Origin of the sequence: Nocardia albiluteola (assembly GCF_018860155.1) — a bacterium.
In the GTDB taxonomy this organism is placed as follows: Bacteria; Actinomycetota; Actinomycetes; order Mycobacteriales; family Mycobacteriaceae; genus Nocardia; species Nocardia albiluteola.
Genome location: NZ_JAHKNI010000003.1, coordinates 531,479 through 557,022, shown reverse-complemented (window position 1 = coordinate 557,022; position 25,544 = coordinate 531,479). Strand labels below are relative to the sequence as shown.

Here is a 25,544-nt window from a genome sequence, read left to right as displayed (position 1 = left end):
CCCGCGCGACGCTGTAGTACGGATTTCCCTGCCCACCCGGTTGGGGGTGAGCAGGGAAATCGTGTCAGTAGGTGTCGCCCATGACCACACCTTCGCGGCGCGGGTCCGCACCGCCGATCCAGCCGCCGGGTTCGCGCTTCAGCGCGCTGAGCCCGCTGGACTGCTGCACGACCGAGACCTGGTGTCCCATCGCGCGCAGCTGCTGGACGAGGGCGTTGTGATCACCGTTGTCGGCGGTGTCGATGTCCGGGTCCTCGCCTCCGATGCCGGTGACCGGCGTGTTCTGGGCGCCGAAGTCGGCCAGTGAGACCGCCTGCTGCGGGTCCAGGTTCCAGTCCAGCAGCGCGACAAGGGTTTTGACGACGAACTCGGGGATCATCCCACCGCCCGGAGAGCCGGTGACGTAGGCGAGCGGGCCGCGGGTGCCGTCGGGGTTGTGGTCGAAGACCAGGGTCGGGCTCATCGAGCTACGCGGACGTTTGCCGGCCTGGACCCGGTTGGCGACCGGGGTACCGTCGGGCGCGGTCGGGCTGGCGCTGAAGTCGGTGAGCTGGTTGTTCAGGATGAATCCGTCGACCATGTGGAACGAGCCGAACGACGATTCGACGGTCGTGGTCATGGTGGCGGCGTTGCCGTACTTGTCGACGACGGAGATGTGGCTGGTGCCGTGCTCGGGCTGCTGGGGTCCGGCGGCGACGGGCACCGCGCCGAAGTCACCGGGCTGAGCGGTGCCCATGGTGTGTGCCGGATTGATCAGGGCCGCACGCTGTTTCAGGTAGGGCTTGTTCAGCAGCGTGTCCGGGGTGCCGCCGGGCAGCGGGACGAAGTCCGGGTCGGCGACGTACTTGTCGCGGTCCGCGTAGGCGAGTCGTTCGGCCTCGGAGATCAGGTGCACCGCTTGGGCTTTGGGCACGCCGCCGTTGCGATCGAGACGGTCGGGCCCCAGCTGCGACAGGTCGAAGTTCTCCAGGATGCCGAGGGCCGAGGCGACGGTGATGCCGCCCGAGGACGGCCCGGGCATGCCGCAGATGGTGTGGGTGCGATAGTCGGTGCAGACCGCGGTGCGCTTCTTGGCCTGGTAGGCGGCCAGGTCCGCGAGGGTGATCTGGCTGGCGGTGCGCCCATTGGAGGTAGTGCCCGCGGCGTCGACGATGTCGTGGGCGAGGGGGCCGGTGTAGAAGGCGTTCGCGCCGCCGGCCGCGATGGTGCTCAGGGCCTTGCCGAACGCCGGGTCGGTGATCGTGGTGCCGATGGGCTTGGGTGAGCCGTCGGGATGCAGAAAATAGGCCTTGGCATTGTCGTCGCCCGCGAGATCTTTTGCCGTTGCGGCGATTTCGGCACCCATGCGGGGACTGATCGCGAATCCGTTGTCGGCCATGTCGATCGCCGGGGTGAACAGGTCGTGCCATGGCTGCTTGCCGTGATCATTGTGCGCGGCCTCGAGCAGGCGCAGCACGCCGGGCACGCCGATGGAGCGGCCGCTGGCGCGGGTGCTCGGGTGCGGGGTGGTCTGATCGGTGTCGCTGACCCAGCGCAGGTAGTTCTCGGTTGCCGAGGCCGGTGCGGTCTCGCGCCCGTCGTACGCGTCGATGGTCTTGTTCGCGGCGTTGTAGTACAGCATGAACGCGCCGCCGCCGATGCCCGTGGCCTGCGGTTCGACCAGCCCGAGCACCATCTGCGCAGCGACCAGCGCATCGGCGGCGGTCCCACCGGACGCGAGCACCCGGCAGGCCGCCTGGGTGGACAGCGGATTGGCGGTCGACACCGCGTAGGTGTGGGTGCGCACCGAGGTCATGTCGGTGCGGTACCCGGTGCCGATCTCGGGATTATTCGCGATATCGCCCGAGGCAGGCGGCGCGGCCACGCTGACGTGCGTGCCGTTCGGCGTGATCGGACAGCCGCCGTTGGACGCGTCGGAATGGCTGGAGGAGCATCCCGCCAGCAGTCCTGAGACCAACAGCAGCGCCGACGCGGCCCCTGTATAGAGAGGTCTATATCGCTTCATGGGAGAGCACTGTAGCTGTAATCCCGGTCACCGGGATAGTTCTGATGTTCCCTCTTCTGCCGAGAGTTCGATAGTCGCGCTGTTGCCAGTGGCGGGGACGCGGGTCGGTCTCGCTGAGCGGCGCGAGAGTGCGCGCCGATGCGAGCGTCGACGACCACCTCATCGCCCTGACCCAAAACCGCGCTGCGCACAGGATCAGCGACCCTCCACGTCGGAGAGCCCGTGCTGACGGAGTGCCCTCGCAGGCGCGCCGACACCGCGACCGGCCGTGGACAGCGTCGCGGCACAACCGATGACCAGCTAGCGGATCCCGAGGCCGTCGTGGAGGAAGTCGCCGAGTTGTTCTCCGAACGGCTTGGCGGTCTCGGCGTTGTAGTTGGCCCAGCCTTGTTCCTGCGCCGCGTGCAGGTACCGGGGCAGAGGCTGGTGCAGTTCGGTCGTGACGACGTGGTTGAGCAACCGGCTCATCGACTCCCGCAGCCGCCCGCCGCCTTTGGCGGTGTTGTCCAGTTCCAGCCGTCCGGCAGGGGTGGAGTAGTCGTAGAGTTCGTACTCTTGGTCCTGGGTGGTGTCGATCTGGGGGCGTCCGGGATACCAATGCGAGTAGGTGGCGAATTTGGCGTCGGCGGTGCGCACGGCCGTGACGTGGCCCGGCGCGTCGTGGTTGAAGTTCACGGCGGCTTCCTCGAGGGAGTGTTCGTCGGTGGCGTAGGCGATCCACGGCCGCCCCGGCGCGCTCGGGTCGCGGCTGATGGCCGCGATGTCGTGGCGCCCGGCCAGATGCGCATAGCGGCCGTCGCTGCGCCAAGCGTTTCCGCCGGTCCCGATGGTCAGCACGAGCGGGGCCAAATCGGCGTGGGAGGTCAACTGCTGCCGGATCCCACCGCCACCACCGGCGGGGCTGAAATAGCCGCGCGGATCATGGACATACAAGGGGATGCGGATGGCTTCGTCGTAGGCGGCGGCGCCCTTGCCGTGCAGGCCGTGCGAGCCGGCGTAGTCGCCATGGTCGGAGGTGAACACGATCACGGTGTTGTCAGCGACCTCGGGGCGGGTGGCCAATTCGTCGAGCACCCGGCCGATCTGGATGTCGACCTGCTGCTGGAACCAGATGTAGAGGTTGCGCATGTCGATCCACTGCTGATCGGCATCGGGGGTGCGGTAAGGGGCCAGCCCGAACACCGCGGCCGAAACCTGGACCAGCGCCGTCTGCAGGCGGGGCTTGTTGGCAAGTTGGTCGAGGGTTTCGTGGTTGCCGGGCAGGTCGTTGACCCAACGGGGAATGTTGTTCTGCGCCTGGGTGCGTCGCGTCCAACGCGGCCACCACTGGGTGTCGTGCGGGTTGACCAGCGACACCGTGGTACACCACGGGCCCTTGCCCGCGTCGGTGTGATACCAGTTCAGGAACTGGTCGACGATGCGGCTGTCCATCTGCAGCCCCTGCTCGGGCGCCCCATTCGGTGAGGGGTAGGTGCCGCCGTCGAACCCATACACCGACAACCCGCCCGGCGTGTTGTCGGGAGTATGACCCAGATGCCACTTGCCCCACCACGACGTCTGATACCCGTTCTCGCGCAGCATCGACCCCCACGTCGGGAATCCCGGCGCGAGTTCGGACTGTGAGGTGGCCAGGCACCCGGTCTGATGCGAATACAGCCCGGTCAACATCACCCCGCGCGAGGGCGTGCAGTCGTTGGAGGCGGTGTAGTGCTGCTCGAAGGACACCGATTTGCGGCGCAGCCGAGCGATATTCGGCAGGATCGTATCCAGGATCGACTGGTGCGGGAACCACATCGGGCTGCGCATCTCGTCGACGATCACGACCAGAATGTTCGGCTTGTCCGGATCGGCATCCCGGCGCGTGCCGGCGGTGCGGGCCGACGCCGACCCGGTCGAGGCCACCGCTGTCGCCGCGGTGGCCGCCACCGCGCCCGTCCCGAGAAAACCACGCCTACTCAACGACATAACGACTCATCCTTCTCCCGGCGAGCGAACGCCGGCTAGCAAACAGCGAATTCCGAACCAACGACCACCGCGACCTGCGCGACATACCCATTCACCTCTCCCGCGCCCCACCGCCGGCGCCCGGCGGCGCCGACGGTGCCACTGCGAGTAGCGATTTCAGCGCCGCGACAACAGCGGCAACCGCCGCGTCCACGGACAGTCCCTGATCCCGGCGCAGGACCTGCCAGGTCTCCCACGAGGCGGCCGCACATGCCGCTTCCCGCGACGGCGGCTCCAGCCCACCCAACTCCGGCACGATCATCGACAGGTGTGCGCGCAACGCGGCGCGGCTTCGGGTCAACCGCTCGGCAAACACCGGCGACTCGTGTTCCAGCAGCAGTGCCGCGCGACGGGTTCCGCCGATCCGCTCGAACAACCGCGCCCGCAACGCCACCACCTGCTCCACCCGTTCGGCCAGCTCTCCGGTCACCGGCTGCGTCAACAGGCTCCAATGCCGTTGCGCCTGGGTCTCGGCAGCGTCGGTGTGCAGCGTCTCGACATCGGCGAAGTAATGGAACACCGACCGGATGGCCACACCCGCGCGTTCGGCCACCGCCTGCGCGGTCGGTCGCAGCACCCCCTCTTCCATCAGCGCCAACGTGGCATCGATCACCGCCTGCCGGTTGCGGGCCGCCCGCGCCGTACGTCCATCCACGACGGCCAGCCTAAACAAGTTGCATGGAGTATGCAAGATGTTTGGGTAACGAGCGCCCCGCACACTCCCGCCGCTCGTGGAATACCGAGATGCCCTCACGGTGGCACCGACCCAGCCCGCGCGCCAAGTGCTCTTCGCGCTGGCCCGCGGGCTCTACATCCGATTGACCGAGCGCATCGACCTGCTGCGGGTGGTGTTCACCCGAGCACAAACCCATCCCGAGATGCGCGCGCGGCTCGACGAGCTGACCACCGAAGCCCAAACACTGATCACCGGATACCTGCGTGCCCGAATCGACGCAGGAGAACTGCGCGAGGCGCCGGTCGACGCCGCCGCGCGCACCCTGCTGTTCACAGTCGTCATGTCCCGGCTGACCGACACCCCCCTCTCCGAACTCGACCAATCCGTGGACCTGCTGCTGCACGGACTGCTCAACCCGAACACCCAACCGGAATCAGGGCACCCATGACATCACCACAATCGGCACCCGCAACCCATGCGCGCCGCACCAAGCCGCTCGTGGTCGCCGCGACAGTGGCCACCGGACTGTTCGGACCCATTTAGCCCGGACGCACGGGCGCCGGACGGACCTTGTAGCCGCTGTTGATGACGCAGAACCGTCCGCGGTGTCCATCCCCCGGTGGGAACCCGGAATCCCCGGAGTGGACCGCATCCGATACTCTCCGGCATAGTCGTACGGCAACGAATGTCGTTACGCGGGAAGGATATCGACTGATGACGGCGCGGCGCATGGCAGCGATGGTTGCGACAGCGGCGGGAATCGCCGCGGCAGTATGTAGCACGGAACCGGCCCAGGCCGCTCCGCTGCCGCAGGTGACGCCGTTCGGCACCACGCTGTTCACCTTCGGTGACGCGAATTTCTGTGGCGGAGCGATCAGTGTCGGGCTGGAGGCCGCACCGCACGCGCCCGGCCACGTGCTCGCACACGTGACGCCGACCGGATATCTGCACGGCCCCTGTGGAAATCACGTGGCGCTCGGCTGGCTCGGTTCGCAGGGGCTGCGTTCCACGGACGTGTACGTCCACTCCGATACAAGGCCTGGCCACACCGTCACCACGGATCTGTGGGTAGGCAGCGGCGTCGCCAAGGTCATGGCCGACAGCTGGCCGATTCAGGGTTCCTTCGCGGAGTGGTATCTGTACGTGCCGTAGGGAACGAACTGGGGCTGCGGAACGTCGCCTTCGAGGTGCGGGACCTGCGGGCCGCGGTCGACCATGCCGGGGGCGAAGGTTGCGGGCTGGTCGGGGGTATCGGCGAGTACGAGGGCGTGTGGCGGATGGCCTGTGTCCGCGGGCCCGTGACCGACTCCGAGAGTTGACTTTCCGGCTATCCGGTCAGCATTCGGCGCCGGACCCGGGCCGGTCGGGTGCCCGAATCTCAGCTGCTCATGGCGGGAACGGCTTCGAGGTTGCGGTGGGCCAGCAGTTTGGCGGCTGCGTCGGGGGTGATGTTTTCCGTCCGGCTGATCGCGAAGACCTCGCCCAGGGTGTCGCCGATGCCGCGGGTGTGTTCGGTGACCGCGTCCGAGCTCCAGCCGAGTACCTCGTGTCCGATCAGGTGGAAGGCGCCGCCGGCGTTGGCCACGAAGTCGGGTGCGTAGAGGATTCCGCGTTGCTGCAGGACCGCGCCGGCCTCGTCGTCGGCGAGGATGTTGTTGGCGGCGCCTGCCACGGCCCGGGTGTTCAGTTGCCGTGCGACCCGGGCGTCGATGATTCCGCCCATCGCACAGGGCGCGAAGAGGTCCGAGGCGGTCAACAGGACCGCGTCGGTCTCGACGATCGTGTATCCCTGGGCCCGGGCCCTGTCGAGGCGATCCGGATCGGTGTCGGCGACGAGTACGTGCGCGCCCGCCTGCCGGGCGTGGGCGGCGACGCCGGATCCCACGGCCCCGATGCCCTGCACGAGCACCGCGCGCCCGGACAGCTCGCCCAGCCCTGCGTGCCGGGCCGTGGCCTTCATCGCCTCGAAGACGCCCAGCGCGGTGTTGTCGGCGCTGGAGCCGGCGCCACCGCGTTCGACGGAGCGGCCGAAGGCGAATTTCGTTGTGTCGCTGAGGATGTCCATATCGGCGGAGTTGGTGTTCATATCGGGGCCGGTCCAGTAGTTGCCGTCCAGCTTCTGGATGTTCTCCGCGTGCAGGCGCAGGATCCGCTGCCAGGTCGCGTCGTCGAGATCCCGGCGCGGTGCGGGCAACGCGATCACCGACTTCCCGCCGCCCATCGGCAGGCCGCTGACCGCCATCTTGAGCGTCATCGCACCGGCGAGCCGGCCGACGTCGGCGAAGGCGTCGGCCAGGTCCGCGTACTGCACGGCCCGGGTGCCGCCCGTCGCGGGTCCCAGGCGGGTCGAGTCGAGCCGGATGATGAAGAACGCGCCGGTTTCCGCGTCGTGCCGGGTGAGCGTGAGTTCGCCGTCCCACCGCAGGGCGTTGTGGAGATCCATCGTTCGAACCTTTCGATGTGTGTGGACCGGTCCGCACCGGACCGGGGAGTCACCAATGGGCGTGCAACGGTTTGCCGGCCAGCGCGAGCATTGCCTCGCCGAGGGCCTCGTGCTGGCTGGGGTGGGCATGCAGGAAGGGGGCGACGTCGGATGCCAGCGCTTCCCAGCCGACGGTGAGCTGGGCCTCGCCGATGAGTTCGCCGACGCGGTCGCCGACCATGTGGACCCCCACGACCGGACCGTCCTGATCCGGGCCGCCGGCGCGGACCACCTTGATTGCGCCGGTGGTCTTCAGGATCTGACTCTTGGCGTTGCCGGCCAGGTCGTAGGTGACTGTTGTTGCGGCACCGTACCGTTCGTGTGCGGCGGCCTCGGTCAGGCCCACCGAAGCGACCTCCGGATGCGAATATGTCACCCGGGGGACGAGGTGATCGGCCGTGGGGGTGGGAGTCAGGCCCGCGATTGTTTCGGCGGCGACGATGCCGTGCTGAAAACCCCGGTGCGCCAGCTGCGGTCCGGGCACGATATCCCCGACCGCGTACACGCCGTCGACCGATGTCCGCTGGTGCGGATCGGTGACGACGAAGCCGCGATCGAGCTCGATGCCGTTGTCTTCCAGTCCGATTCCGTCGGTGCGCGGGGCGCGGCCGACGGCCACCAGCAGCAGATCGGCGGCGATGCTCCGGCCGTCGGCGAGGTCCACCGTCACACCGGTATCGGTGGGTTTGGCCTCGGCGAGTTCGGCGGCGGTCAGTATGGTGATGCCGCGGCGGCGGAAAGCCCGCGTGAGTTGTTCGGAGCACCAGGGGTCTTCCGTGGCCAGGATGTGTGGGAGTGCCTCGACCACAGTGACCTGAGCGCCCATCGAGGCCCAGGCGCTGGCGAATTCGATGCCGATGACGCCGCCGCCGAGGACAACGGCCGTGCCGGGTACGAAGTCGAGGTTCAATGCTTCGTCGCTGGTAATGATTCTGGACCCCAAGGGAATTCCCGGGATCGATCGCGCGCGGGATCCGGTTGCCAGCACCACCGCTGTGCCTGTCAGATGAGTACCGGCGACTTCGATAGTGTGCGCGTCGACCAGACGTCCGTGTCCGGAGACGACCTCGATGCCGTGGCCGCCGACCAGGCCGGTCAGCCCCGTATACAGGCGGTCGATCACGGAGTTCTTGTACTCGTGCAATGCGGCGACATCGACGCCGGAGAACTGTGAGAGAACACCGAATGCCGCACCGGCGCGGACATTTTCGACTATCTCCGCGGTGTGCAGGATCGCCTTGGCCGGCACGCAGCCCCGGTGCAGGCAGGTGCCGCCGAGCTTCTCGGCCTCCACGATCGTGACCGACAGGCCCAGTTGCGCCGCGCGCAGCGCGCACGCGTACCCGCCGGGCCCGCCGCCCAGAATCAGCACGTCGCTGTGCGAGCCCGGCATCACAGCCTCCCCAGCGCGGCGATCGGGTGCTCGAGATAGTCCGCGAACAGGCGCAGGAATCCGCCGGCACTGCCGCCGTCGCACACCCGGTGATCGAAACTCAGCGACACCTGGCCGACCGTGCGGATCGCGAGCTGCCCGTCCACGACCCAGGGTTTGTCGATGAAACGTCCGACGCCCAGGATCGCGGCCTCGGGGTAGTTGATGATCGGTGTCGACCCGTCCACCCCGAAGACGCCGTAGTTGTTGAGGGTGAACGTACTTCCGCTCAGCCGGGCGGGGGGTAGTTTGCCCTCGCGCGCCAGCGTGGTCGTCTCGGCGAGCTGCCGCGCGAGTTCGGCCGTGGAGAGGCGGTCGGCGTACTCGATCACCGGCACCACCAGGCCCCTGGGGGTTTGCGCCGCGATGCCTAGGTGGACGTGCCCGAAGCGGACGATCTCTTCGCGCCCGAGGTCCACGGTCGCGTTCAGCTCGGGGAATTGCGCGAGGGCGGCCAGGGCCAGCCGCGCGAGGAGCGCGAACACGCTCACCTGCTCGTCGGCGGGAAGCGCCGCGTTGATCGCGCGGCGGGCGGTGAAGAATTCGGTGGCGTCCACGTCCACCCAGGTGGTGGCGTCCGGGATTTCGCGGCGGCTGGCCGTGAGTTTGTCGGCGACCGTCTTGCGCAGTCCCCGCAACGGAATCCGGGCGTCCTCGCGGTGGTCGCCGCTCGGTCGCGGCGGCACGGTATCTCGTTGTGAGATGGCCGCATCGATGTCGGCGCGAGTGATCACCCCGCCCGGGCCGGAACCGTGCAGGCGGGCGACCTCGATCCCGTTGCACCTGGCCAGATTGCGCACGATGGGTGAAACAACCCGTGGCGCAGTGTCATTCGATGCGATCCGGGTGGGTGTCGGTGCGGGCAGCGATGTGGGCGACGAAGCGGACGGTGCGCCGGATCCACCCCCCGCTACGGCCGGTGTCACGCGCCGGCGGCGTCGAGGACTGTGGCCGGTCCCATATCCGATGAGCACGTTTCCCGACCCGGCCTGCTCCTCGACGCGATGCCGTTCGTGCGTCATGTCGTCCCCTCCGTCCAGGCCCGCGGTCGTGTCCTCGACGGTGATCAGCGGCGTGCCCACCTGCCGGACTTCCCCTGGCGCTCCGTGCAATTCGACGACGACACCACCGATCGGGCAGGGCACCTCCACCGCGGCCTTGGCGGTCTCGACCTCGACGATCGCCTGATCGACCGCGACGGTGTCGCCGACTTTCACCTTCCACTCCAGGATCTCGGCCTCCTGGAGTCCCTCACCGAGGTCGGGAAGCCGGAATATGCGGCCGCTCATGCGCTCACCGCCCACCGGGTATCGATGTCGCCCCGCCACTGCAGGCGATCGATCGCGTCCAGGATGCGGTCGACATCGGGCAGATGCAGATGTTCCAGCTTCGGCGCCGGGTACGGAATGTCGAAGCCGCTGACCCGCAACACCGGCGCGTGCAGCGAATGGAAGCAGCGCTCCTGCACGCGGGCGGCGATCTCGGCCCCGACCCCCGCGAAACCCTGCGCCTCCTGAACCACCAGGCAGCGGCCCGTCTTTCGCACCGACGCCGCGACCGTCGCGTCGTCGAACGGCACGATCGACCGCAGGTCGATCACCTCGACCTCACACCCCTCCCCCGCGGCGGCCTCGGCCGCCTCCAGCGCGACCGCGACCGAGGGGCCGTAGGCGACGACCGTCACGTCACTACCGGTGCGCCGCACCGCGGCCTCGCCGAGGGGCCGTCCCGTCGACAGGTCGACCTCCGCTCGGGAGAAGTACAGGCGCTTGGGCTCCAGGAAGATCACCGGGTCCGGATCGTCGATCGCGTGCCGCAGCAGGGTGTAGGCGTCGCCGACGGTGGCCGGAGTCACCACCTTCAGTCCGGGAGTGTGGGCGTAGTAGCCCTCGCTCGAATCACAGTGGTGCTCAACGCCTCCGATGCCGCCGGCGAACGGGACGCGGATCACCATCGGCGCGGACAACGTCCCGCGGGTTCGGTTGCGGATCTTGGCGACGTGCGAGACGACCTGTTCGAACGCCGGATAGGCGAAGGCGTCGAACTGCATCTCCACCACCGGCCGGAACCCGGACATCGCCATGCCCAGGGCGAATCCGACGATGCCGGACTCGGCCAACGGTGTGTCGTAGCACCGATTCTCGCCGAATTCCCGGGTCAGTCCGTCCGTGACGCGGAAGACGCCGCCCAGGGCGCCGACGTCCTCGCCGAAGACGACCACGCGGTCGTCGGCGGCCAGCGCATCCCGCAGCGCGGCGTTCAGCGCCTGAGCCATGCTGATCTGGGGCATCGGTCAGTCCTCCGGGGTTTGCGCGGCCTGTTCAGCCCGCATCTGGGTGAGCTGCTCGCGCAGTTGTGGAGTCGGTTCGGCGAATACGTGCCGGAACAGCTCGTCGGGGTCGGCGGGCCGGTCCACGTTCATCCGCCGCCGCAACGTGGCGGCCTCGTCCTCCGCCGTGGCGGCCACCGCGCTGACGAAGTCGTCATCGATCGCACCGAGCTCGCGCAGGTAGGTTTCCAACCGCGACAACGGATCCCGGGCCAGCCACTCCCGCACCTCGTCCTCGGCGCGGTATCGCGTCGCGTCATCGGCGTTGGTGTGCGCGTCGATCCGATAGGTGTGGGCCTCGATCAGATACGGCCCGCGGCCCGCGCGCGCGTACCGGACCGCCTCGTCCAGCACCGCCAGCATCGCAATCGGATCATTGCCGTCGACCTGCTCGCCGGCGATGCCGTATCCGATCCCCTTGTGCGCCAACGACGGCGCGACCGACTGCCGGGCGAGCGGAACACTGATGGCAAACCCGTTGTTCTGCACCAGAAACACCACCGGAGCGCCGAAGACCGCCGCGAAATTCAGCGCCTCGTGGAAATCGCCCTCGCTGGTGGCGCCGTCACCACACAGCGCCAGCGCGACGGTGTCCCGGCCCTGCCGCGCCTCCCCGTAAGCCAGGCCCGCCGCGTGCAGTAACTGGGTGGCCAGCGGCGTGCACTGCGGCGCACACCGGGTGGCGACCGGATCGTAACCGCAGTGCCAGTCCCCGGCCAGCAATGTCAGCACCTCCACCGGATCGACACCACGAGCGGTGAGCGCGACGGCATCGCGATACGTCGGGAACAACCAATCCGACGACCGCAGGCACAGCGCCGCCGCGATCTGGCACGCCTCCTGACCGCGGGAGGACGGATACACCGCCAACCGGCCCTGCTTGGTCAGCGCGGTCGCCTGCCGATCGAACCTTCTGCCCAGCACCATCCCGCGATACATGTCGACGAGCCGGTCCCTGTCCGGCAGCGAATATCGGTCCGCGCCATCGCAACTCTCGCTTGGCTTGCCGTCCGGTTCCAGAAATCGCACCGGACGCTCGCCGGGCAGCAACCGCTCATATCGCCGGATATTCGGCGGATCGACGACCGTCACCTCTACCTCCACATCAATTTGTATAGATGTTCGCGACTGCGGCGGCGATGTGCCAAGCGATTGATTGAAGGAGCAGACGATTTGCCATACAATCACTCTCGTCTGAACACAATGACCACGAATGGTCGCATCGGTACTCTCTGGATGGTCACATGGCACACGAACCGGAAGCCGGTCATGACCTCGACGTCATCGATCGGCGCATCATCCACGAGTTGGTGAACGACGGTCGGATTTCGGTTCGAGAGCTGGCCGAGCGCGTGCATATATCGCGGGCACACGCCTATACGAGGCTGGACCGGCTACAGCACGAGGGGATCCTGGGCGGGTTCACCATCCGGATCGCGCACGAGCGGGCGGGGCTGGGCGCGTCGGCCTACGTCGGGCTGTCGATCGATCAGGGCGCCTGGAAGCGCATCTCGGCGCGGCTGCGCACGCTGCCCTTCGTCGAGCATTTCTCGCTGCTGGGCGGCGATTTCGACGTTCTGGTGCTGGTGCGCGCCCCGAACAACCATATCCTGCGAGACCTGGTGCTGGACACGCTGCACACACTGGAGGGCGTGCGGTCGACGAAGACCTGGCTGATCTACGAGGAGGACAACGGGCCCGGCCCGGCGTGGGTGTGAACAGTGCGGCGACCACATTCGCCGTGCTCGTCCGAGACACCGTGTCACCGGCAACGACGGCGGACTCCCTCCGCCTCGAATATCCCGCTGCCCGTGATTCGCGTCGGAGATTAATAGCAAATACGCACAAGTAATACCGCCCGCATCGGGCGAACCGGGCGGTTGCCGGAGCACACGAAAGACCGACCGAGCGCACGGCGGCGCACCATTCGAACGGCGCGCCGGAAGGTCCGGACGCGGGCTCCGGAAATGTATTCAATTGGCGGGAAGAATTATGGGTGTCCCACAGCTCCCGGCATTGAGCGAATGGGCGAGCGGGCTCTTCAGGCGCCGCGGTGGTCGATCAGGCGGCGCGCCTTTCCCGTCGACCTTTCCAGCGCACCGGGTTCGACCAGGTCGATCTCGACAGTGACGCCGATGCGGGCCTTGATCTGCCGGGCCAGATCGGTTGCGGCGGCGGCACGTTGGTCCGGGTGGACGCCGTAGGCCGCCTCGACTCTGACCGTCAGCGCGTCCATGCGCTCGCGGCGGTGTAGGACGCATTCGAACTGCGGGGCCAGGGCGGGGACGGTCAGGATGATCTCCTCGATCTGGGTGGGAAAGAGGTTGACCCCGCGCAGGATGATCATGTCGTCGCTGCGGCCGGTGATCTTCTTCATCCGGCGCATGGTGCGCGCGGTGCCGGGCAGCAGTCCGGTCAGATCCCTGGTGCGATAACGGATCACCGGCATCGCCTCCTTGGTCAGCGAGGTGAAGACCAGCTCGCCGTCCGCGCCGTCGGGCAGCACCTCGCCGGTGGCCGGATCGATGATCTCGGGATAGAAGTGGTCCTCCCAGACGTGCAGGCCGTCTTTGGTTTCCACGCATTCCATCGCCACTCCGGGACCGATGACCTCGGACAGGCCGTAGATGTCCACGGCGTCGATATTCAGCCGGTTTTCGAGCTCGGTGCGCATCTGCTCGGTCCACGGCTCGGCCCCGAACACCCCGACGCGCAGCGAGGTGGCCCGCGGGTCGATGCCCTGCGCGGTCATCGCGTCGAGGATGGTGAGCATGTAGGACGGTGTCACCATGATGGCGTCGGGCCGGAAGTCCTCGATGAGCCGAACCTGGCGTTCGGTCATGCCGCCGGACATCGGAATCACGGTGCAGCCCAGTCGTTCCGCCCCGTAGTGGGCGCCGAGGCCGCCGGTGAACAGGCCGTAGCCGTAGGCGATGTGCACGGTGTCGGTGGGCCGTACGCCGCCCGCGCGCAGGCTGCGGGCGATCAGGTCCGCCCAGTTGCTCAGGTCGTTCGCGGTGTAGCCGACCACGGTCGGCTGCCCGGTCGTGCCCGAGGAGGCGTGGATGCGCGAAACCTGGTGGCGGGGAACGGCGAACATGCCGAACGGATAGTTCGCGCGCAGGTCGGCCTTGGTGGTGAAGGGGAACTTCGCCAGATCCGGCAGGTCCCTCAGGTCGGTGGGATGCACGCCCGCGGCGTCGAACGCCGCGCGATAGTGCGGGACATTGTCGTAGGCGTGGCGCAGCGACCATCGCAATCGTTCCAGCTGCAGCGTCGAAATGCGGTCGCGAGAGGCGAATTCGATGCCCGATTCGGACGAGGAAGCAAGGGTGCTGGTCATGATATGGCTCCGGGGTCAGGCATCGAAGTCGACGGTGATCGACTCGCCGACGGGATAGGTCTGGCAGGTCAGGACGAATCCGGCCGCCACCTCGTCGTCCTCGAGGGCGTAGTTGCGGCGCAGGTCCACCTCGCCCGCGGTGACCCGGGCGCGGCAGGTGCCGCAGACCCCGCCCTTACAGGCGAAGGGCAGATCGGAGCGGATCCGCTCGGCCGCGTCCAGGATGGTAGCGTCGCGGGGCAGCTGCCCGGTGGTGCTGCGGCCGTCCAGCACGAGCGTCACCGTGCTGACGGGGCCCGCGGCGCCGGTCTCGCGGTGTTCGTGCTGCGGGGGCGGCGCGTCCTCGACGTAGAACAGTTCGCTGTGCACGCGATCGCGGCCGATCTCGAACTCGGCCAGCACATCCCGGGCGTCGGTGACCATCCCGTGCGGCCCGCACAGCCACACGTGGTCGATATCGGCGATCGGCACGACGGCGTTCACGATGGCGCGCAGCCGGTCGGCATCCAGTCGGCCGCTGAACAATTCGACATCCCGCGGCTCGCGCGACAGCACGTGCACGACCTCGAACCGGGCGTGGTGACGATCCTTGAGGTCGGCGATCTCCTCGGCGAACATGACCGAGCCCACGCGCCGATTGCCGTACAGGAGAGTGACTTCGGTGTCCGGATTCTCCAGCATCGAGCTCGCGATCGACAGCATCGGGGTGATGCCCGATCCGGCGGCGATCAGCAGGTGGCGCCCGCCCGCGGCGGGATCGGCGGCGAAGGCGCCACCGGGCGGCTGCACGTCGATGCGGTCGCCGGCCGCGACCTCGCGCACCAGCCAGGTCGAGAACAATCCGCCCGGCACCTCCCGGACCCCGACCCGCGGCGCCGCACCGACCGGCGCGCAGATCGAATACGAGCGGCGGTGTTCGACGCCGTCCACGGTGCGGCGCAGGGTCAGCGACTGCCCCGCGCGAAAGCTGAACTCCCGGGCCAGTTTCGGGGGAATGTCGAAGGTGACCGCCACCGCGTCGTCGCACAGCCGTTCCACATCGGCGACGCGCAACGAGTGAAACCTCCGGTCGCGGGCAGGGCCCGGGGACGGCGTGAGGCGGGCTGGTGCGGTCATCTCAGATTTCCTTGATGTGATCGAAGGGCTCCCCGCAGGCCCGGCAGCGATAGTGGGCCTTGCACAGGGTGGACCCGAATTCGGAGACCAGGTGGGTGTCCCGGGCGCCGCACTGCGGGCAGACCAGCTCTCGCGGCGGGGAGGTCAGGGTCAGCGGCACGGGGCCCGAACCGCGGCGCGGCGCGGGTCCCGGCGCGGAGTAGCCGTACTCGCGGAGTTTGCGCCGCCCGTCGGCGGTGATCCAGTCGCTGCTCCAGGCCGGAGACAGCGCCGTGTCGACGCGGACGTCGCCGAAACCGTTGCGGCGCAGCGCCGCGGCGATATCCGCACGCATCGCGGCGATCGCCGGGCAGCCCGAATACGTGGGCGTGATCGTCACGAGAACCGCTCCCCCGCCGGCGATCTCGACGCCGCGCACGATCCCCAGATCGGCGAGGGTCAGCATCGGCATCTCCGGATCGAGGACCGATTCGACCAGCTCGCGAGCCCTGGCCGCGGCGGCGATGCTCACCACCTCCCGTCGGGATGCGCCCGTGCCACACATTGCATCTCGGCCAGCAGCGGACCCAGCGCCTCGGTGTGCACCCCGTCCCGGCCCGCCCGGCCGGCCAGGGTCCCGGCGGCCGCGCCTTCGGGGGCATCGAGTTCGGCCGCGTGCAGGACCTGCCGCAGGATATCGTCGAATTCGGTGCGGACCGCGCTCGGATCGACCGCGATGCCGGCGGCGGCGAGGGTCCGCTCGACGGCGGCCGGGACGAACAACTCGGACACGTAGGGCCAGACGAATTCGAGCGCCTCGCGCATGCGTCGCCGCGATTCGGTTGTCCCGCAACCGAGGGTCACCGTCCACCGGGCCGCGTGGTCACGGTGATACGTGAGCTCCTTCGCGCCCTTGTCCGCGACGGCGGCAAGCACCGGGTCGCGCGAATCACGCAGGCGCTCCAGGACGGCCAGCCGCCAGGTCGAGAAGATCAGCGACCGGACGATGGTGCGGGCGAAATCGCCGTTGCCGATCTCCACCAGCCGCACGCACCGGAATTCGCGCTCGGCGCGGAAGAAGGCCAGCGCGTCCTCGGCGGGCACGGGCGAGGACGCGGGAAGCGCCGGGACGCATCCGGGGTCGGCGGCGGCCGCGCGGGCCAGCAGCAGGCGGGCCTGACCGAGCAGGTCGAGCCCGATGTTCAGCAGGGCCACCTCCTGCTCCAATTCCGGTGCGCGCGCGGCCCACTGGGCGAATCGCTGCGCCGCGATCAGGGCGTCGTCGCCGAGCATCAGGCAGTACCGTGCCAGGGCCACCGGGTCGGCATCGGCGGGGACGGTGGTGTCCACACCGGCCAGGGGGTCCTCGAAGTCGGTCCCGAACGCCCAGCGGCCGTGCTCGTCGGCGTCGACGAGGCCGCCGTAGGCGTTGTCGTGGTCGATCATGCTGGCGCCCTTCACATGTGGGGGACGTGGTCGGGAATGTCGTAGAAGGTCGGGTGCCGGTAGACCTTGTCGCCGCTGGGCGCGAAGTACGGATCCTTCTCCGACGGGCTGGTGGCCACGATCGAATTCGACGGCACCACCCAGATGCTCACGCCCTCGTTGCGGCGGGTGTAGACGTCGCGGGCGTGCCGCAGCGCCATCTCGTCGTCCGCGGCGTGCAGCGAGCCCACGTGCACGTGGTTCAGGCCGCGCTTGCCGCGCACGAACACCTCGTACAGCGGCCACCGCGCCTCGACGGGGTGCTCGGTCATTGTGTGGGTTCCTTTCGCTCCCGCGCCGCGAAGGCCACGGCAGCCTCCCGCACCCAGGCGCCCTCCTCATGGGCGGTGCGGCGGTTGGTGATTCGTTCCACGTTGCAGGGACCGTTGCCCTTCAGCACGGCCCCGAATTCGGCCCAGTCCGGCACACCGAAGTCGTAGGCCTCGCGTTCGGCGTTCCAGGCCAGGTCCGGGTCGGGCAGTGTGACGCCCAGCGCCTGCGCCTGCGGCACGGTCATGTCGACGAATCGCTGGCGCAGTTCGTCATTGGTGTTGCGCTTGACGCGCCAGGCCATGGATCGCGCGGTGTTGGGCGAGTCGGCATCGGGTGGGCCGAACATCATCAGCGACGGCCACCACCAGCGGTCCACCGACTCCTGCACCATCGCCCGCTGCTCGTCGGTGCCGCGCATCATCGTCATCAGCAGCTCGTAGCCCTGGCGCTGATGGAACGACTCCTCCTTGCAGATCCGGATCATGGCCCGCGCGTACGGCCCGAAACTGCTGCGGCACAACGGAACCTGATTACAGATCGCGGCGCCGTCGACGAGCCAGCCGATCACGCCGACATCAGCGTAGGTCAGGGTCGGGTAGTTGAAGATCGAGGAGTACTTCTGGGTGCCCGCGATCAGCCGCCGGGTCAGCTCCGCCCGATCCGCGCCGAGGGTCTCCGCCGCCGAATACAGGTAGAGTCCGTGCCCGGCCTCGTCCTGCACCTTGGCCATCAGAATGGCCTTGCGCCGCAACGAGGGTGCGCGGGTGAGCCAGTTGCCCTCCGGCTGCATGCCGATGATCTCCGAGTGGGCGTGCTGGGCGATCTGGCGGATCAGCGTCGCACGGTAGCCCTCGGGCATCCAGTCGCGCGGTTCGATGCGCTGCTCGCGGGCGATCGTGGCGTCGAACTCGTGTTCCAGGTCGGTCTCGGAACAGGCGGGGGCTGCTGACATCCTGCTCACCGGCCTTCGAAGACCGGTCGCGTCTTGGACAGGAACGCCTCGACTGCCGCGGCGTGATCGCGGGTGGCCCCCAGCGCCTCCTGCGCCAGGCGTTCGCGTTCCAGCGCCTCGTCCAGGCCCGGCGCGGCGGCCCGCACCAGCCGCTTCACCTGCCGGTATGCCGCGGTGGGGCCGGTGGCCAGGGTGCTCGCGAGCTGCTCGGCGGCGGTCTCGACCTCGGTGTCGTCGACCACGCGGTGGACCAGACCCCACGCCGCCGCCTCGGCGGCGGTGAACCGGTCGCCGAGCAGCATCAGCCCGGTGGCGCGGCTGACGCCCAGCGCCTGGACCAGCGCGTGACTGAGCCCGGAGTCGCTGGCCAGGCCGATCCCGGTGAAGGCGGTGGCGAACTTCGCTCCGGCGCCGGCGACCCGGATATCCCCGGCCAGCGCCAGGCCGAGTCCCGCGCCGACGCAGGCGCCGCGGATGGCCACCACGACCGGGACGGTGAGCGCACTCAGCGCCGCGATCACCGGGTTGTAGTGCTCGCCCACGGTGCGCATGGCCGTGGCGGGGTCCGCCCGCAGCCCCTCGACGTGCTCGGCCAGGTCCTGGCCGACGCAGAAGTTCCGGCCCGCCGCGGTGAGCAGCACGGCCCGTACATCCTCGTCCGCGGCCACGTCCCGCAGGGCCGCCAGCAGCGCCTGCTTGGCCGGGACATCCAGGGCGTTCGATGCCTCGGCGCGGGCGAGGGTGATCCTGGCCAGTCCGCTGTCGATGTGCAGCCCGATGGTGCCGGTATTCGACGTCACCGCGGTCCTCCTAACGATGGGTCCGGGCCGATCGCCCGCTCCGCGTACTCTCGAATTATTAACCGAACATTCGGTCAGTATCAAGCCCAATGCACATCGATCGCACGCCGATGGGTCAAGATAGACCCATGACAACGGAGCGCGCGGTCAACCGCACTGGACGTCCCGGCCGGCCCGGATACGACCTGGACTCCCTGCTGTCGGTGGCCGTGAAGGTGTTCAACGACAAGGGCTACGACGCCACCAGCATGGAGACGCTCGCCGGGCGCCTGGGCATCGCCAAATCCGCGATCTACCACCATGTTTCGGGTAAGGCGGAGCTGCTGGAGCTGGCGCTGTCGCGGGCGCTGAACGGCCTGTTCGCGGCCACGGTCGAGGAGCGCGCGGTCACCGGCCGCTCCATCGACCGGCTGGAGTACGTGGTGCGGCGCAGCGTGGAAATCCTGGTCGCCGAACTGCCCTACGTCACGCTGCTGCTGCGAGTGCGGGGCAATACCGCGGTCGAGAAGCGGGCGCTGGCCCGCCGCCGGGAGTTCGACACCTTCGTCGCGGGCCTGGTCGAGGCCGCCGCCGCGGAGGGCGATCTGGCGCAGGACCTCGATCCCGCCCTGGTCAGCCGGCTCGTCTGGGGCATGATCAATTCCCTGGTCGAGTGGTATCGCCCCCGCGGCGACAACTCCGCGGACGAAATCGCCGACGCCATCGTGACAATGGTGTTCCACGGCCTGCGGCGCCCCGCGACCGGCGCCTGCTGATTCCCGCCGCCCTTGACAGGGGAAGGCCTCCTCACCGATCGTAATTACCGACCGAATGTTCAGTTGATCGGAGATGTGATGACCCCATTGCTGCACAGCTACGCGGCCGGCCGCTGGTACACCGCGCCCGACGAGGGCACGCCGCTGCACAGCGCCGTGGACGGCAGCGTCGTGGCCCGCATCTCCGCCACCGGCCTGGATGTCGCGGGCATGGTCGAGCACGCGCGCGCCGTCGGCGGTCCGGCGCTGGCCGCGCTGACCTTCCACGGGCGGGCCGCGGCGCTCAAGGCCCTGGCCCTGCGGCTGCTGGAGCACAAAGACGAGTTCTACGCGCTGTCCACCGCGACCGGCGCGACGTCGCGCGATTCGGCCGTCGACATCGACGGCGGCATCGGCACCCTGCTCAGCTACGCGAGCAAGGCGCGCCGCGAGCTGCCCAACGACACCGTCTACCTGGACGGCCCGGCCGAGCAGCTGGGTAAGCGGGGAACCTTTGCCGGACAGCACATCTACACCTCGCGGCGCGGAGTCGCGGTGCAGATCAACGCGTTCAACTTCCCGGTGTGGGGGTTTCTCGAGAAGCTGGCCCCGGCGTTCATCGCCGGGGTGCCCTCGATCGTCAAGCCCGCCAGCCAGACCGCGTATCTCACCGAGCTCGTCGTCCGGCGGATCATCGAATCCGGCCTGCTGCCCGAGGGTTCCCTGCAGCTGGTGTGCGGCGGCACCGGGGACCTGCTGGACCACCTGGGCGGCCAGGACTCGGTCGCGTTCACCGGCTCCGCCGACACCGCCGCCCTGCTGCGCGCCCACCCCGCGGTACTGCACAACGGGGTGTCCTTCAACGCCGAGGCCGACTCGCTCAACGCCTCGATTCTGGGCGCCGACGTGACCCCCGAGAGCCCCGAATTCGCCTTGTTCGTCAAGCAACTCGTGACCGAGATGACCGTCAAGGCCGGTCAGAAGTGCACCGCCATCCGCCGCGCCCTGGTCCCCGAGGCGCTCGTCGACGCCGTCATCGCGGCCGCCTCCGAGCGGCTCGCCAAGGTGGTCGTCGGCGCACCCGACGCCGACGGCGTGACGATGGGCGCGCTGGCGAGCCTCGACCAGCGCGAGGAGGTCCGCAAGTCCGTGCGCGCCCTGGCCAAGACCTCGCAGATCGTCTTCGGCGACCCGGATGCCGTGGCGGTCACCGGCGCCGACCAGAACACCGGCGCGTTCATCTCGCCGATCCTGTTGCGCTGCACCGACCACGACGCGATCGAACCCCACGAGGTCGAGGCGTTCGGCCCCGTCAGCACGATCATCGGCTACCGCGACACCGCCGACGTCATCGAGCTGGCCGCCCGCGGCAAGGGCAGCCTCGTCGCATCGATCGTCACCGCCGACACCGGCATGGCCCGCGAGATCGTCCTCGGGCTCGCGCCCTACCATGGCCGAATCCTGGTGCTGGACACCGAGGATGCCAAGGAGTCCACCGGGCACGGCTCGCCGCTGCCGGTGCTCGTGCACGGCGGACCGGGCCGCGCCGGAGGCGGGGAGGAACTCGGCGGCATCCGGGGCGTGCTGCATCACATGCAGCGCACCGCGATCCAGGGCACCCCCGCCGTGCTCACCGCGGTCGGCCGCCGCTGGGTCACCGGCGCCGAGCGGGTGTCGGGCCAGGTGCATCCGTTCCGCAAGAACCTGGCCGAACTGCGCCTGGGCGACACCATCGTCAACGGGCCCCGCCCGGTCACCCTGGCCGATATCGAACACTTCGCCGAATTCACCGGCGACACCTTCTACGCACACACGGATCCCGTTGCCGCGGCGGCCAATCCGCTCTTCGGCGGCATCGTCGCACACGGCTACCTCGTCGTCTCCCTGGCCGCGGGGCTGTTCGTCGACCCCGCGCCCGGTCCCGTGCTGGCCAACTTCGGCGTCGACAACCTGCGCTTCCTGACTCCCGTCAAGGCCGAGGACGCGCTCACGGTCACCCTGACCGCCAAGCAGATCACCCCGCGCGCGGGCGCGAACTACGGCGAGGTGCGCTGGGACGCCACCGTCACCAACCAGCACGACCAGCCCGTGGCCACCTATGACGTCCTCACCCTCGTCGCCAAGCCCGAAGGAGATGCCCAGTGACATACCAGATTTCGGTCTGCTACGGACACCCCGACGATCCCGCCGCATTCGAGGAGCACTACCGCTCGACCCATCTCCCCCTGCTGGCGAAGGTGCCCGCGGTCGCCGCGGCCACCTACGGCCGCTGCCGATCCCTGGACGGCTCGGCCACCGAGTTCTACGCCGTCGCCCACATCGTCTTCGACACCGAGGAGGACCTGCAGCGGGCGCTCGCCTCGCCGGAGATGCGGGCCACCGGCAAGGATGTCCGCAACTTCGCCACCGGCGGAGCCACCATGTATCTGCAGGAACTGGAGACCACCCGATGATGCCCCGCAGGGGCACGCGGGCGAACGCGGCCCGGGGGGCACGATGACGACGGTGGACGATCCGGCCTGCGAGCATGCCCGGCGAATGTTCGCCGCCGACAACGCATCCCGGGCACTGGGGATCGAGATCACCGAAATGCGCCCGGGCTACGCCGCCACCACCATGACCGTCACGGACCACATGGTCAACGGCTACGCAATCACCCACGGCGGCTACGTATTCCTACTCGCGGACACCACCTTCGCCCTGGCCTGCAACAGCTTCGGGCAGACCGCGGTCGCCGCCCACGCCGACATCCGATTCCTGCGCCCCACCCGCGCCGGCGACACCCTCACCGCCGTCGCGAACATGCGCAACCGGCACGGCCGCAACGGAATCTACGACGTGACGGTCACCGGCCCGGACGGCGCCATCGCCGAATTCCGCGGCGACAGCAGAGTAGTACGGGCCGGCTGACCACGGGCCGCCGTCACAACCTGCGGGATGCTTTCGCTGGCTAGGGCGGGGTTATGGCGCTGGCGCTGATGGATGGCGGGCCAGATCGATTTCTACGATGATCCCGTCTGATCGAATCGGCAGCGGACGCGGCAGCCACCCTATTCAACGCTGCGGCGCCGGGGCGCAATGCGTATGGCTCCGCCGGCTGAACGCGAGACCCGCAGTGCACCAACGAGTTCTACTCGACCGGAGGCGGCATCGGCACGGTGCGGTAGCCGCAGGTGAGTACTTCGGAGGTGATGGGATCGGCCAATTCGACGCGCCAGGAGTCACCGAACTGGTCGACTCCGGGCAGCATCGAGATGGTGCCCGAAATCAGCACCGTGCCAGGGGTGTTCGCGCCGCGGTCGGCCAGAAACGACAGCCAGTGAGTGGGTGAGAGCAGGTCGGCGAGGGTGCCGGTCTGGATCAGCTCCTCGGTGTCGCCGCGGCCGACCCAGGCCCGCAGCGTCAGCTCGTCGAGATGGTCCGCGACCTCCGAAAGGCGCCAAGCGCGGGCGCCGAGCACGTCGGGCGCGGCGTTCTTGCTCCAGGCCACGCCGTGGGCCTCCAGGGCGCGGTCGGTATGGTCGCAGGCGACGGTGAGCAGGGTGTCGCGCTCGGTGACGACAAGCGCCCATTCGGCCTCGCCGGAGGTGCGGCCGTGCTGCACGAACACCTCGCCGGTCTGCTGCGCCAGGTAGGGGGCGATCGGATAGAGCGTCGGGGTGGTCTGCGGCGCCGGGACGCCTAGTTCGGCCAGTTCCGCGATGTGCGCGGCGACCTCATCCTGCCGGCGGCCGGCGTATCCCGCGTTGTAGAGCGAGGTGACCGTGACGTGGTCGGTGGTGCCGTCGGGCAGGGCGAAGGCGAGCTGGGACATTCGGGCGGTGCTCCTTCCGGGGTGCGGCGCGAGCCCTCGAGCAGCGAGTTTCGACTAGGGGCTTGCGCATATGTCTTGTATACAGCAAGTATATTCTGCGTACAACGGCCGTGACCCGGGGCACACCCGGCGCGGTGCACATCCGTAAGGAGCGTCATGACGGCAGATTCACCCGCGGCGGCGGACCGGATACCCGCTGCGCCCGGGCCCAGCGCACTCGCGCGCGCGTTCGCGGCCAGCCTGACGGGCACCGCGCTGGAGTGGTACGACTTCGCGATCTACTCCGCCGCCTCGGCGCTGGTGTTTCCGCAGGTGTTCTTTCCGAGCGAGGATCCGCTCACCGGCACGCTGCTGGCCTTCTCCACCTATGCGGTCGGCTATCTGGCGCGACCGGTCGGCGGGTTCGTCTTCGGGCGCCTGGGCGACACGCTGGGCCGCAAGCAGCTGCTGGTGATCACACTGCTGCTGATCGGCGTCACCACGTGCGCCATCGGCCTGGTTCCCGGCTACGCCACACTGGGCATCACGGCGGGAATCGTGCTGGTGCTGCTGCGATTCGCGCAGGGCGTCGCGGTCGGCGGCGAATGGGGTGGGGCGGTGCTGCTGTCGAGCGAATACGGCGATCCGCGCCATCGTGGGTTCTGGGCCTCGGCCGCCCAGATCGGGCCGCCCGCAGGCAATCTGCTCGCCAACGGCGTCCTCGCGCTGCTCACCGCAGCCCTGAGCAAATCCCAATTCGACAGCTGGGGTTGGCGTCTGGCCTTCCTGGCCTCGGCGATCCTGGTCGGGTTCGGGTTGTGGATCCGGCTGCGGCTCGAGGACACCCCGGTGTTCCAGGCGATGCAGGAGTCGGGCGAGCGCGCCGCCGCGCCGATCACCGAGGTGCTGCGCACCCAGCCCCGCCGCCTGCTGGCGGCGATCCTGTCCCGGTTGGCGCCCGATGTGGTCTATTCGCTGTTCACGGTCTTCACCATCACCTATTGCACGCAGCGGCTGCACGTCGCGCGCGGCGCGGTGCTCGTGGCCATCCTGATCGGATCGGCGCTGCAGCTGGCGACGATCCCGCTGGCCGGGGCGGTCTCCGACCGGATCAATCGCCGCCTGGTCTATGCCGTCGCCGCGGCCGGCGGACTGGTGTGGACCGTGGTGTTCTTTCCGCTCATCGACGGCGGCGGCAGGCTGTGGCTGATCGCCGGCGTAGCGATCGGGCTGGGATTCCACTCGTTCATGTACGGCCCGCAGGCGGCCTTCATCACCGATCAGTTTCCCGTGCACCTGCGTTCGACGGGCTGCTCGCTGGCCTACACCATCGCCGGCGTCTTCGGCGGAGCCCTGGCGCCGCTGCTGTTCACCACCCTGCTGAGCCGGTTCGGCAGCTGGATCCCGCTGGCGCTCTACATCGCCGTCGTCACCGCGCTCACTCTGCTGGGGCTGGCGCTCGGCCGCGACCCCGACCCGGCCGACGAAACACTCACGCCCGCAACAGAATCCCTAGTGTGATCTCGAGATGCTCGTCGATCTTGCGATGTGCCTGCGCCTCGTCGCCGCGCTCGAGCGCCTCGACGATGGCCAGGTGCTCCCCGCACACGTGCCGCTGCCTATCGGTGGTCGCGAACAGCGCCGCCAGGCCCACCCGCAGCTGGCGCGCCCGCAGGCCCGAATAGGTGCGCGAGAGCAGCTCGCTGCCGGCCGCGTCGATCAGGATCTGATGAAATCGGCTGTCCCAGTCGATGAATTCGCGCGCCCGCTCCGGATCGGTGGCATCGGCGAGCCGCTCCTGCTCGGCCAGCGCCTCCCGCATCGCGGCCAGCGGCACGGCGCCGGCGGCCACCGTGCGCGAGGCCGCGTGCTTCTCCAGGACGCCGCGCAGGTCCATGAGCTCGGCAATCTGGCGCCCGCTCAGTGCCGGCACGTGGGCGCCGCGCTTGGGGACCATCTCGACCAGCCCCTCGGCCTGCAACATCAGCAGCGCCTCCCGCACCGGGGTGCGCGACACCCCGATCCGGGTCGCCAGCTCCTGCTCGTTGAGGAACACGCCAGTCGCCGGCAGCGAGGTGAGCACCTGCTCCTTGACGTACCGGTAGGCGCGGTCCCGACCCGATATGGCCCCGTTCTGCATA

At 69.0% G+C, this 25,544-nt stretch carries 25 protein-coding genes and 1 pseudogene; 9 read left to right on the top strand and 17 right to left on the bottom strand.

The features are described 5' to 3' along the window. Positions 1-64: 64 nt before the first annotated feature. From ggt to KO481_RS12245, 3 genes are all read right to left on the bottom strand, one after another. Positions 65-2,005: a gamma-glutamyltransferase gene (gene ggt, locus KO481_RS12255; RefSeq protein ID WP_215917158.1), complete on the bottom strand. Its 1,941-nt coding sequence runs from the start codon at positions 2,003-2,005 to the stop codon at positions 65-67. A gap of 300 nt (positions 2,006-2,305) precedes the next feature. Continuing rightward, complete coding sequence (locus KO481_RS12250) at positions 2,306-3,970, bottom strand: sulfatase-like hydrolase/transferase (protein WP_215917157.1); 1,665 nt, start codon at positions 3,968-3,970, stop codon at positions 2,306-2,308. A gap of 91 nt (positions 3,971-4,061) precedes the next feature. Beyond that, positions 4,062-4,664: a TetR/AcrR family transcriptional regulator gene (locus KO481_RS12245; RefSeq protein WP_215917156.1), complete on the bottom strand. Its 603-nt coding sequence runs from the start codon at positions 4,662-4,664 to the stop codon at positions 4,062-4,064. A 76-nt stretch (positions 4,665-4,740) separates the two neighbouring features. Here KO481_RS12245 and KO481_RS42935 point away from each other — a divergent pair, with 76 nt between their 5' ends. The 3 genes and pseudogenes from KO481_RS42935 to KO481_RS12230 form a co-directional block, all read left to right on the top strand. Further along, positions 4,741-5,133 carry a TetR/AcrR family transcriptional regulator C-terminal domain-containing protein gene (locus KO481_RS42935; protein WP_215917155.1) on the top strand — a complete coding sequence of 131 codons (393 nt, stop codon included), beginning with the start codon at positions 4,741-4,743 and terminating at the stop codon, positions 5,131-5,133. 266 nt (positions 5,134-5,399) lie between these two features. Further along, positions 5,400-5,837: a hypothetical protein gene (locus tag KO481_RS12235; RefSeq protein WP_215917154.1), complete on the top strand. Its 438-nt coding sequence runs from the start codon at positions 5,400-5,402 to the stop codon at positions 5,835-5,837. Continuing rightward, positions 5,822-6,004, top strand: a pseudogene (locus tag KO481_RS12230) (VOC family protein); the annotation flags it as partial. The gene KO481_RS12235 and the pseudogene KO481_RS12230, both read left to right, overlap by 16 nt. Before the next feature lie 59 nt (positions 6,005-6,063). On the opposite strand, the gene KO481_RS12225 reads toward KO481_RS12230, so the two are convergent. Genes KO481_RS12225 through pdhA form a run of 5 tightly spaced genes read right to left on the bottom strand, consistent with a single transcriptional unit; the run spans position 6,064 to position 12,020 of the window. After that, positions 6,064-7,128, bottom strand: coding sequence for a Glu/Leu/Phe/Val dehydrogenase dimerization domain-containing protein (locus KO481_RS12225; protein ID WP_215917153.1), 1,065 nt, complete (start codon positions 7,126-7,128; stop codon positions 6,064-6,066). Between the two features lie 49 nt (positions 7,129-7,177). After that, on the bottom strand, positions 7,178-8,560 hold the full coding sequence (gene lpdA, locus KO481_RS12220; protein ID WP_215917152.1) for a dihydrolipoyl dehydrogenase: 1,383 nt from the start codon (positions 8,558-8,560) through the stop codon (positions 7,178-7,180). Further along, complete coding sequence (locus tag KO481_RS12215) at positions 8,560-9,888, bottom strand: dihydrolipoamide acetyltransferase family protein (protein WP_215917151.1); 1,329 nt, start codon at positions 9,886-9,888, stop codon at positions 8,560-8,562. Before KO481_RS12215 ends, lpdA begins: the two co-directional genes overlap by 1 nt. Then, positions 9,885-10,889: an alpha-ketoacid dehydrogenase subunit beta gene (locus KO481_RS12210; RefSeq protein WP_215917150.1), complete on the bottom strand. Its 1,005-nt coding sequence runs from the start codon at positions 10,887-10,889 to the stop codon at positions 9,885-9,887. Before KO481_RS12210 ends, KO481_RS12215 begins: the two co-directional genes overlap by 4 nt. Positions 10,890-10,892: 3 nt before the next feature. Then, positions 10,893-12,020 (bottom strand): pyruvate dehydrogenase (acetyl-transferring) E1 component subunit alpha, encoded by a 1,128-nt coding sequence (gene pdhA / locus KO481_RS12205; RefSeq protein WP_215917379.1) that lies wholly within the window; start codon positions 12,018-12,020, stop codon positions 10,893-10,895. 152 nt (positions 12,021-12,172) lie between these two features. On the opposite strand from pdhA, the gene KO481_RS12200 reads away from it, so the two are divergent. Next, positions 12,173-12,646, top strand: a complete 474-nt coding sequence (locus KO481_RS12200; RefSeq protein ID WP_215917149.1) for an Lrp/AsnC family transcriptional regulator — start codon at positions 12,173-12,175, stop codon at positions 12,644-12,646. A gap of 323 nt (positions 12,647-12,969) precedes the next feature. Here KO481_RS12200 and paaK read toward each other — a convergent pair whose 3' ends face one another. From paaK to KO481_RS12165, 7 genes are read right to left on the bottom strand one after another with little or no spacing between them, the layout of a single operon-like run. Continuing rightward, a complete protein-coding gene (gene paaK, locus KO481_RS12195) occupies positions 12,970-14,271 on the bottom strand; it encodes a phenylacetate--CoA ligase PaaK (protein WP_215917148.1) in 1,302 nt (433 codons plus the stop codon). A gap of 15 nt (positions 14,272-14,286) precedes the next feature. Then, positions 14,287-15,387, bottom strand: coding sequence for a 1,2-phenylacetyl-CoA epoxidase subunit PaaE (gene paaE, locus KO481_RS12190; RefSeq protein ID WP_215917147.1), 1,101 nt, complete (start codon positions 15,385-15,387; stop codon positions 14,287-14,289). 1 nt (position 15,388) lies between these two features. Then, the gene (gene paaD / locus KO481_RS12185; protein WP_308166546.1) at positions 15,389-15,898 is read right to left on the bottom strand and encodes a 1,2-phenylacetyl-CoA epoxidase subunit PaaD; all 510 of its coding nucleotides are present in this window, start codon (positions 15,896-15,898) and stop codon (positions 15,389-15,391) included. After that, the gene (gene paaC, locus KO481_RS12180) at positions 15,895-16,812 is read right to left on the bottom strand and encodes a 1,2-phenylacetyl-CoA epoxidase subunit PaaC (protein WP_215917145.1); all 918 of its coding nucleotides are present in this window, start codon (positions 16,810-16,812) and stop codon (positions 15,895-15,897) included. Before paaC ends, paaD begins: the two co-directional genes overlap by 4 nt. Before the next feature lie 11 nt (positions 16,813-16,823). Beyond that, positions 16,824-17,123, bottom strand: a complete 300-nt coding sequence (paaB, locus tag KO481_RS12175) for a 1,2-phenylacetyl-CoA epoxidase subunit PaaB (RefSeq protein ID WP_215917144.1) — start codon at positions 17,121-17,123, stop codon at positions 16,824-16,826. After that, on the bottom strand, positions 17,120-18,076 hold the full coding sequence (gene paaA / locus KO481_RS12170) for a 1,2-phenylacetyl-CoA epoxidase subunit PaaA (protein ID WP_215917143.1): 957 nt from the start codon (positions 18,074-18,076) through the stop codon (positions 17,120-17,122). The genes paaB and paaA overlap by 4 nt, the downstream gene beginning before the upstream one ends. A gap of 5 nt (positions 18,077-18,081) precedes the next feature. Beyond that, positions 18,082-18,876 (bottom strand): enoyl-CoA hydratase/isomerase family protein, encoded by a 795-nt coding sequence (locus tag KO481_RS12165; RefSeq protein ID WP_215917142.1) that lies wholly within the window; start codon positions 18,874-18,876, stop codon positions 18,082-18,084. A 128-nt stretch (positions 18,877-19,004) separates the two neighbouring features. On the opposite strand from KO481_RS12165, the gene KO481_RS12160 reads away from it, so the two are divergent. From KO481_RS12160 to paaI, 4 genes are all read left to right on the top strand, one after another. After that, the gene (locus tag KO481_RS12160) at positions 19,005-19,631 is read left to right on the top strand and encodes a TetR/AcrR family transcriptional regulator (protein WP_215917141.1); all 627 of its coding nucleotides are present in this window, start codon (positions 19,005-19,007) and stop codon (positions 19,629-19,631) included. Positions 19,632-19,709: 78 nt separating this feature from the next. Then, positions 19,710-21,755: a phenylacetic acid degradation bifunctional protein PaaZ gene (paaZ, locus tag KO481_RS12155; protein ID WP_215917140.1), complete on the top strand. Its 2,046-nt coding sequence runs from the start codon at positions 19,710-19,712 to the stop codon at positions 21,753-21,755. Continuing rightward, positions 21,752-22,063, top strand: coding sequence for an EthD family reductase (locus KO481_RS12150; RefSeq protein WP_215917139.1), 312 nt, complete (start codon positions 21,752-21,754; stop codon positions 22,061-22,063). Before paaZ ends, KO481_RS12150 begins: the two co-directional genes overlap by 4 nt. A 43-nt stretch (positions 22,064-22,106) precedes the next feature. Further along, complete coding sequence (gene paaI / locus KO481_RS12145; RefSeq protein WP_215917138.1) at positions 22,107-22,520, top strand: hydroxyphenylacetyl-CoA thioesterase PaaI; 414 nt, start codon at positions 22,107-22,109, stop codon at positions 22,518-22,520. 220 nt (positions 22,521-22,740) lie between these two features. On the opposite strand, the gene KO481_RS12140 is transcribed toward paaI, so the two are convergent. Continuing rightward, entirely contained in the window at positions 22,741-23,424 is a 684-nt protein-coding gene (locus tag KO481_RS12140; protein ID WP_215917137.1) for a DUF2848 domain-containing protein, read from the bottom strand. A 156-nt stretch (positions 23,425-23,580) separates the two neighbouring features. Between KO481_RS12140 and KO481_RS12135 the strand changes: the two genes are divergently transcribed. Next, positions 23,581-24,924, top strand: coding sequence for an MFS transporter (locus KO481_RS12135; protein WP_215917136.1), 1,344 nt, complete (start codon positions 23,581-23,583; stop codon positions 24,922-24,924). On the opposite strand, the gene KO481_RS12130 is transcribed toward KO481_RS12135, so the two are convergent. Further along, complete coding sequence (locus KO481_RS12130) at positions 24,896-25,543, bottom strand: GntR family transcriptional regulator (RefSeq protein WP_215917135.1); 648 nt, start codon at positions 25,541-25,543, stop codon at positions 24,896-24,898. The genes KO481_RS12135 and KO481_RS12130 overlap by 29 nt on opposite strands. Position 25,544: the final 1 nt, after the last annotated feature.

Excerpts from the sequence above, each read along its gene's own strand:
- ggt (WP_215917158.1), bottom strand. The coding sequence starts at position 2,005 with ATGAAGCGATATAGACCTCTCTATACAGGGGCCGCGTCGGCGCTGCTG.
- KO481_RS12250 (WP_215917157.1), bottom strand. The coding sequence starts at position 3,970 with ATGTCGTTGAGTAGGCGTGGTTTTCTCGGGACGGGCGCGGTGGCGGCC.
- KO481_RS12235 (WP_215917154.1), top strand. The coding sequence starts at position 5,400 with ATGACGGCGCGGCGCATGGCAGCGATGGTTGCGACAGCGGCGGGAATC.
- KO481_RS12225 (WP_215917153.1), bottom strand. The coding sequence starts at position 7,128 with ATGGATCTCCACAACGCCCTGCGGTGGGACGGCGAACTCACGCTCACC.
- lpdA (WP_215917152.1), bottom strand. The coding sequence starts at position 8,560 with ATGCCGGGCTCGCACAGCGACGTGCTGATTCTGGGCGGCGGGCCCGGC.
- KO481_RS12215 (WP_215917151.1), bottom strand. The coding sequence starts at position 9,888 with ATGAGCGGCCGCATATTCCGGCTTCCCGACCTCGGTGAGGGACTCCAG.
- KO481_RS12210 (WP_215917150.1), bottom strand. The coding sequence starts at position 10,889 with ATGCCCCAGATCAGCATGGCTCAGGCGCTGAACGCCGCGCTGCGGGAT.
- KO481_RS12200 (WP_215917149.1), top strand. The coding sequence starts at position 12,173 with ATGGCACACGAACCGGAAGCCGGTCATGACCTCGACGTCATCGATCGG.
- paaK (WP_215917148.1), bottom strand. The coding sequence starts at position 14,271 with ATGACCAGCACCCTTGCTTCCTCGTCCGAATCGGGCATCGAATTCGCC.
- paaE (WP_215917147.1), bottom strand. The coding sequence starts at position 15,387 with ATGACCGCACCAGCCCGCCTCACGCCGTCCCCGGGCCCTGCCCGCGAC.
- paaC (WP_215917145.1), bottom strand. The coding sequence starts at position 16,812 with ATGATCGACCACGACAACGCCTACGGCGGCCTCGTCGACGCCGACGAG.
- paaB (WP_215917144.1), bottom strand. The coding sequence starts at position 17,123 with ATGACCGAGCACCCCGTCGAGGCGCGGTGGCCGCTGTACGAGGTGTTC.
- paaA (WP_215917143.1), bottom strand. The coding sequence starts at position 18,076 with ATGTCAGCAGCCCCCGCCTGTTCCGAGACCGACCTGGAACACGAGTTC.
- KO481_RS12160 (WP_215917141.1), top strand. The coding sequence starts at position 19,005 with ATGACAACGGAGCGCGCGGTCAACCGCACTGGACGTCCCGGCCGGCCC.
- paaZ (WP_215917140.1), top strand. The coding sequence starts at position 19,710 with ATGACCCCATTGCTGCACAGCTACGCGGCCGGCCGCTGGTACACCGCG.
- paaI (WP_215917138.1), top strand. The coding sequence starts at position 22,107 with ATGACGACGGTGGACGATCCGGCCTGCGAGCATGCCCGGCGAATGTTC.
- KO481_RS12140 (WP_215917137.1), bottom strand. The coding sequence starts at position 23,424 with ATGTCCCAGCTCGCCTTCGCCCTGCCCGACGGCACCACCGACCACGTC.
- KO481_RS12135 (WP_215917136.1), top strand. The coding sequence starts at position 23,581 with ATGACGGCAGATTCACCCGCGGCGGCGGACCGGATACCCGCTGCGCCC.
- KO481_RS12130 (WP_215917135.1), bottom strand. The coding sequence starts at position 25,543 with ATGCAGAACGGGGCCATATCGGGTCGGGACCGCGCCTACCGGTACGTC.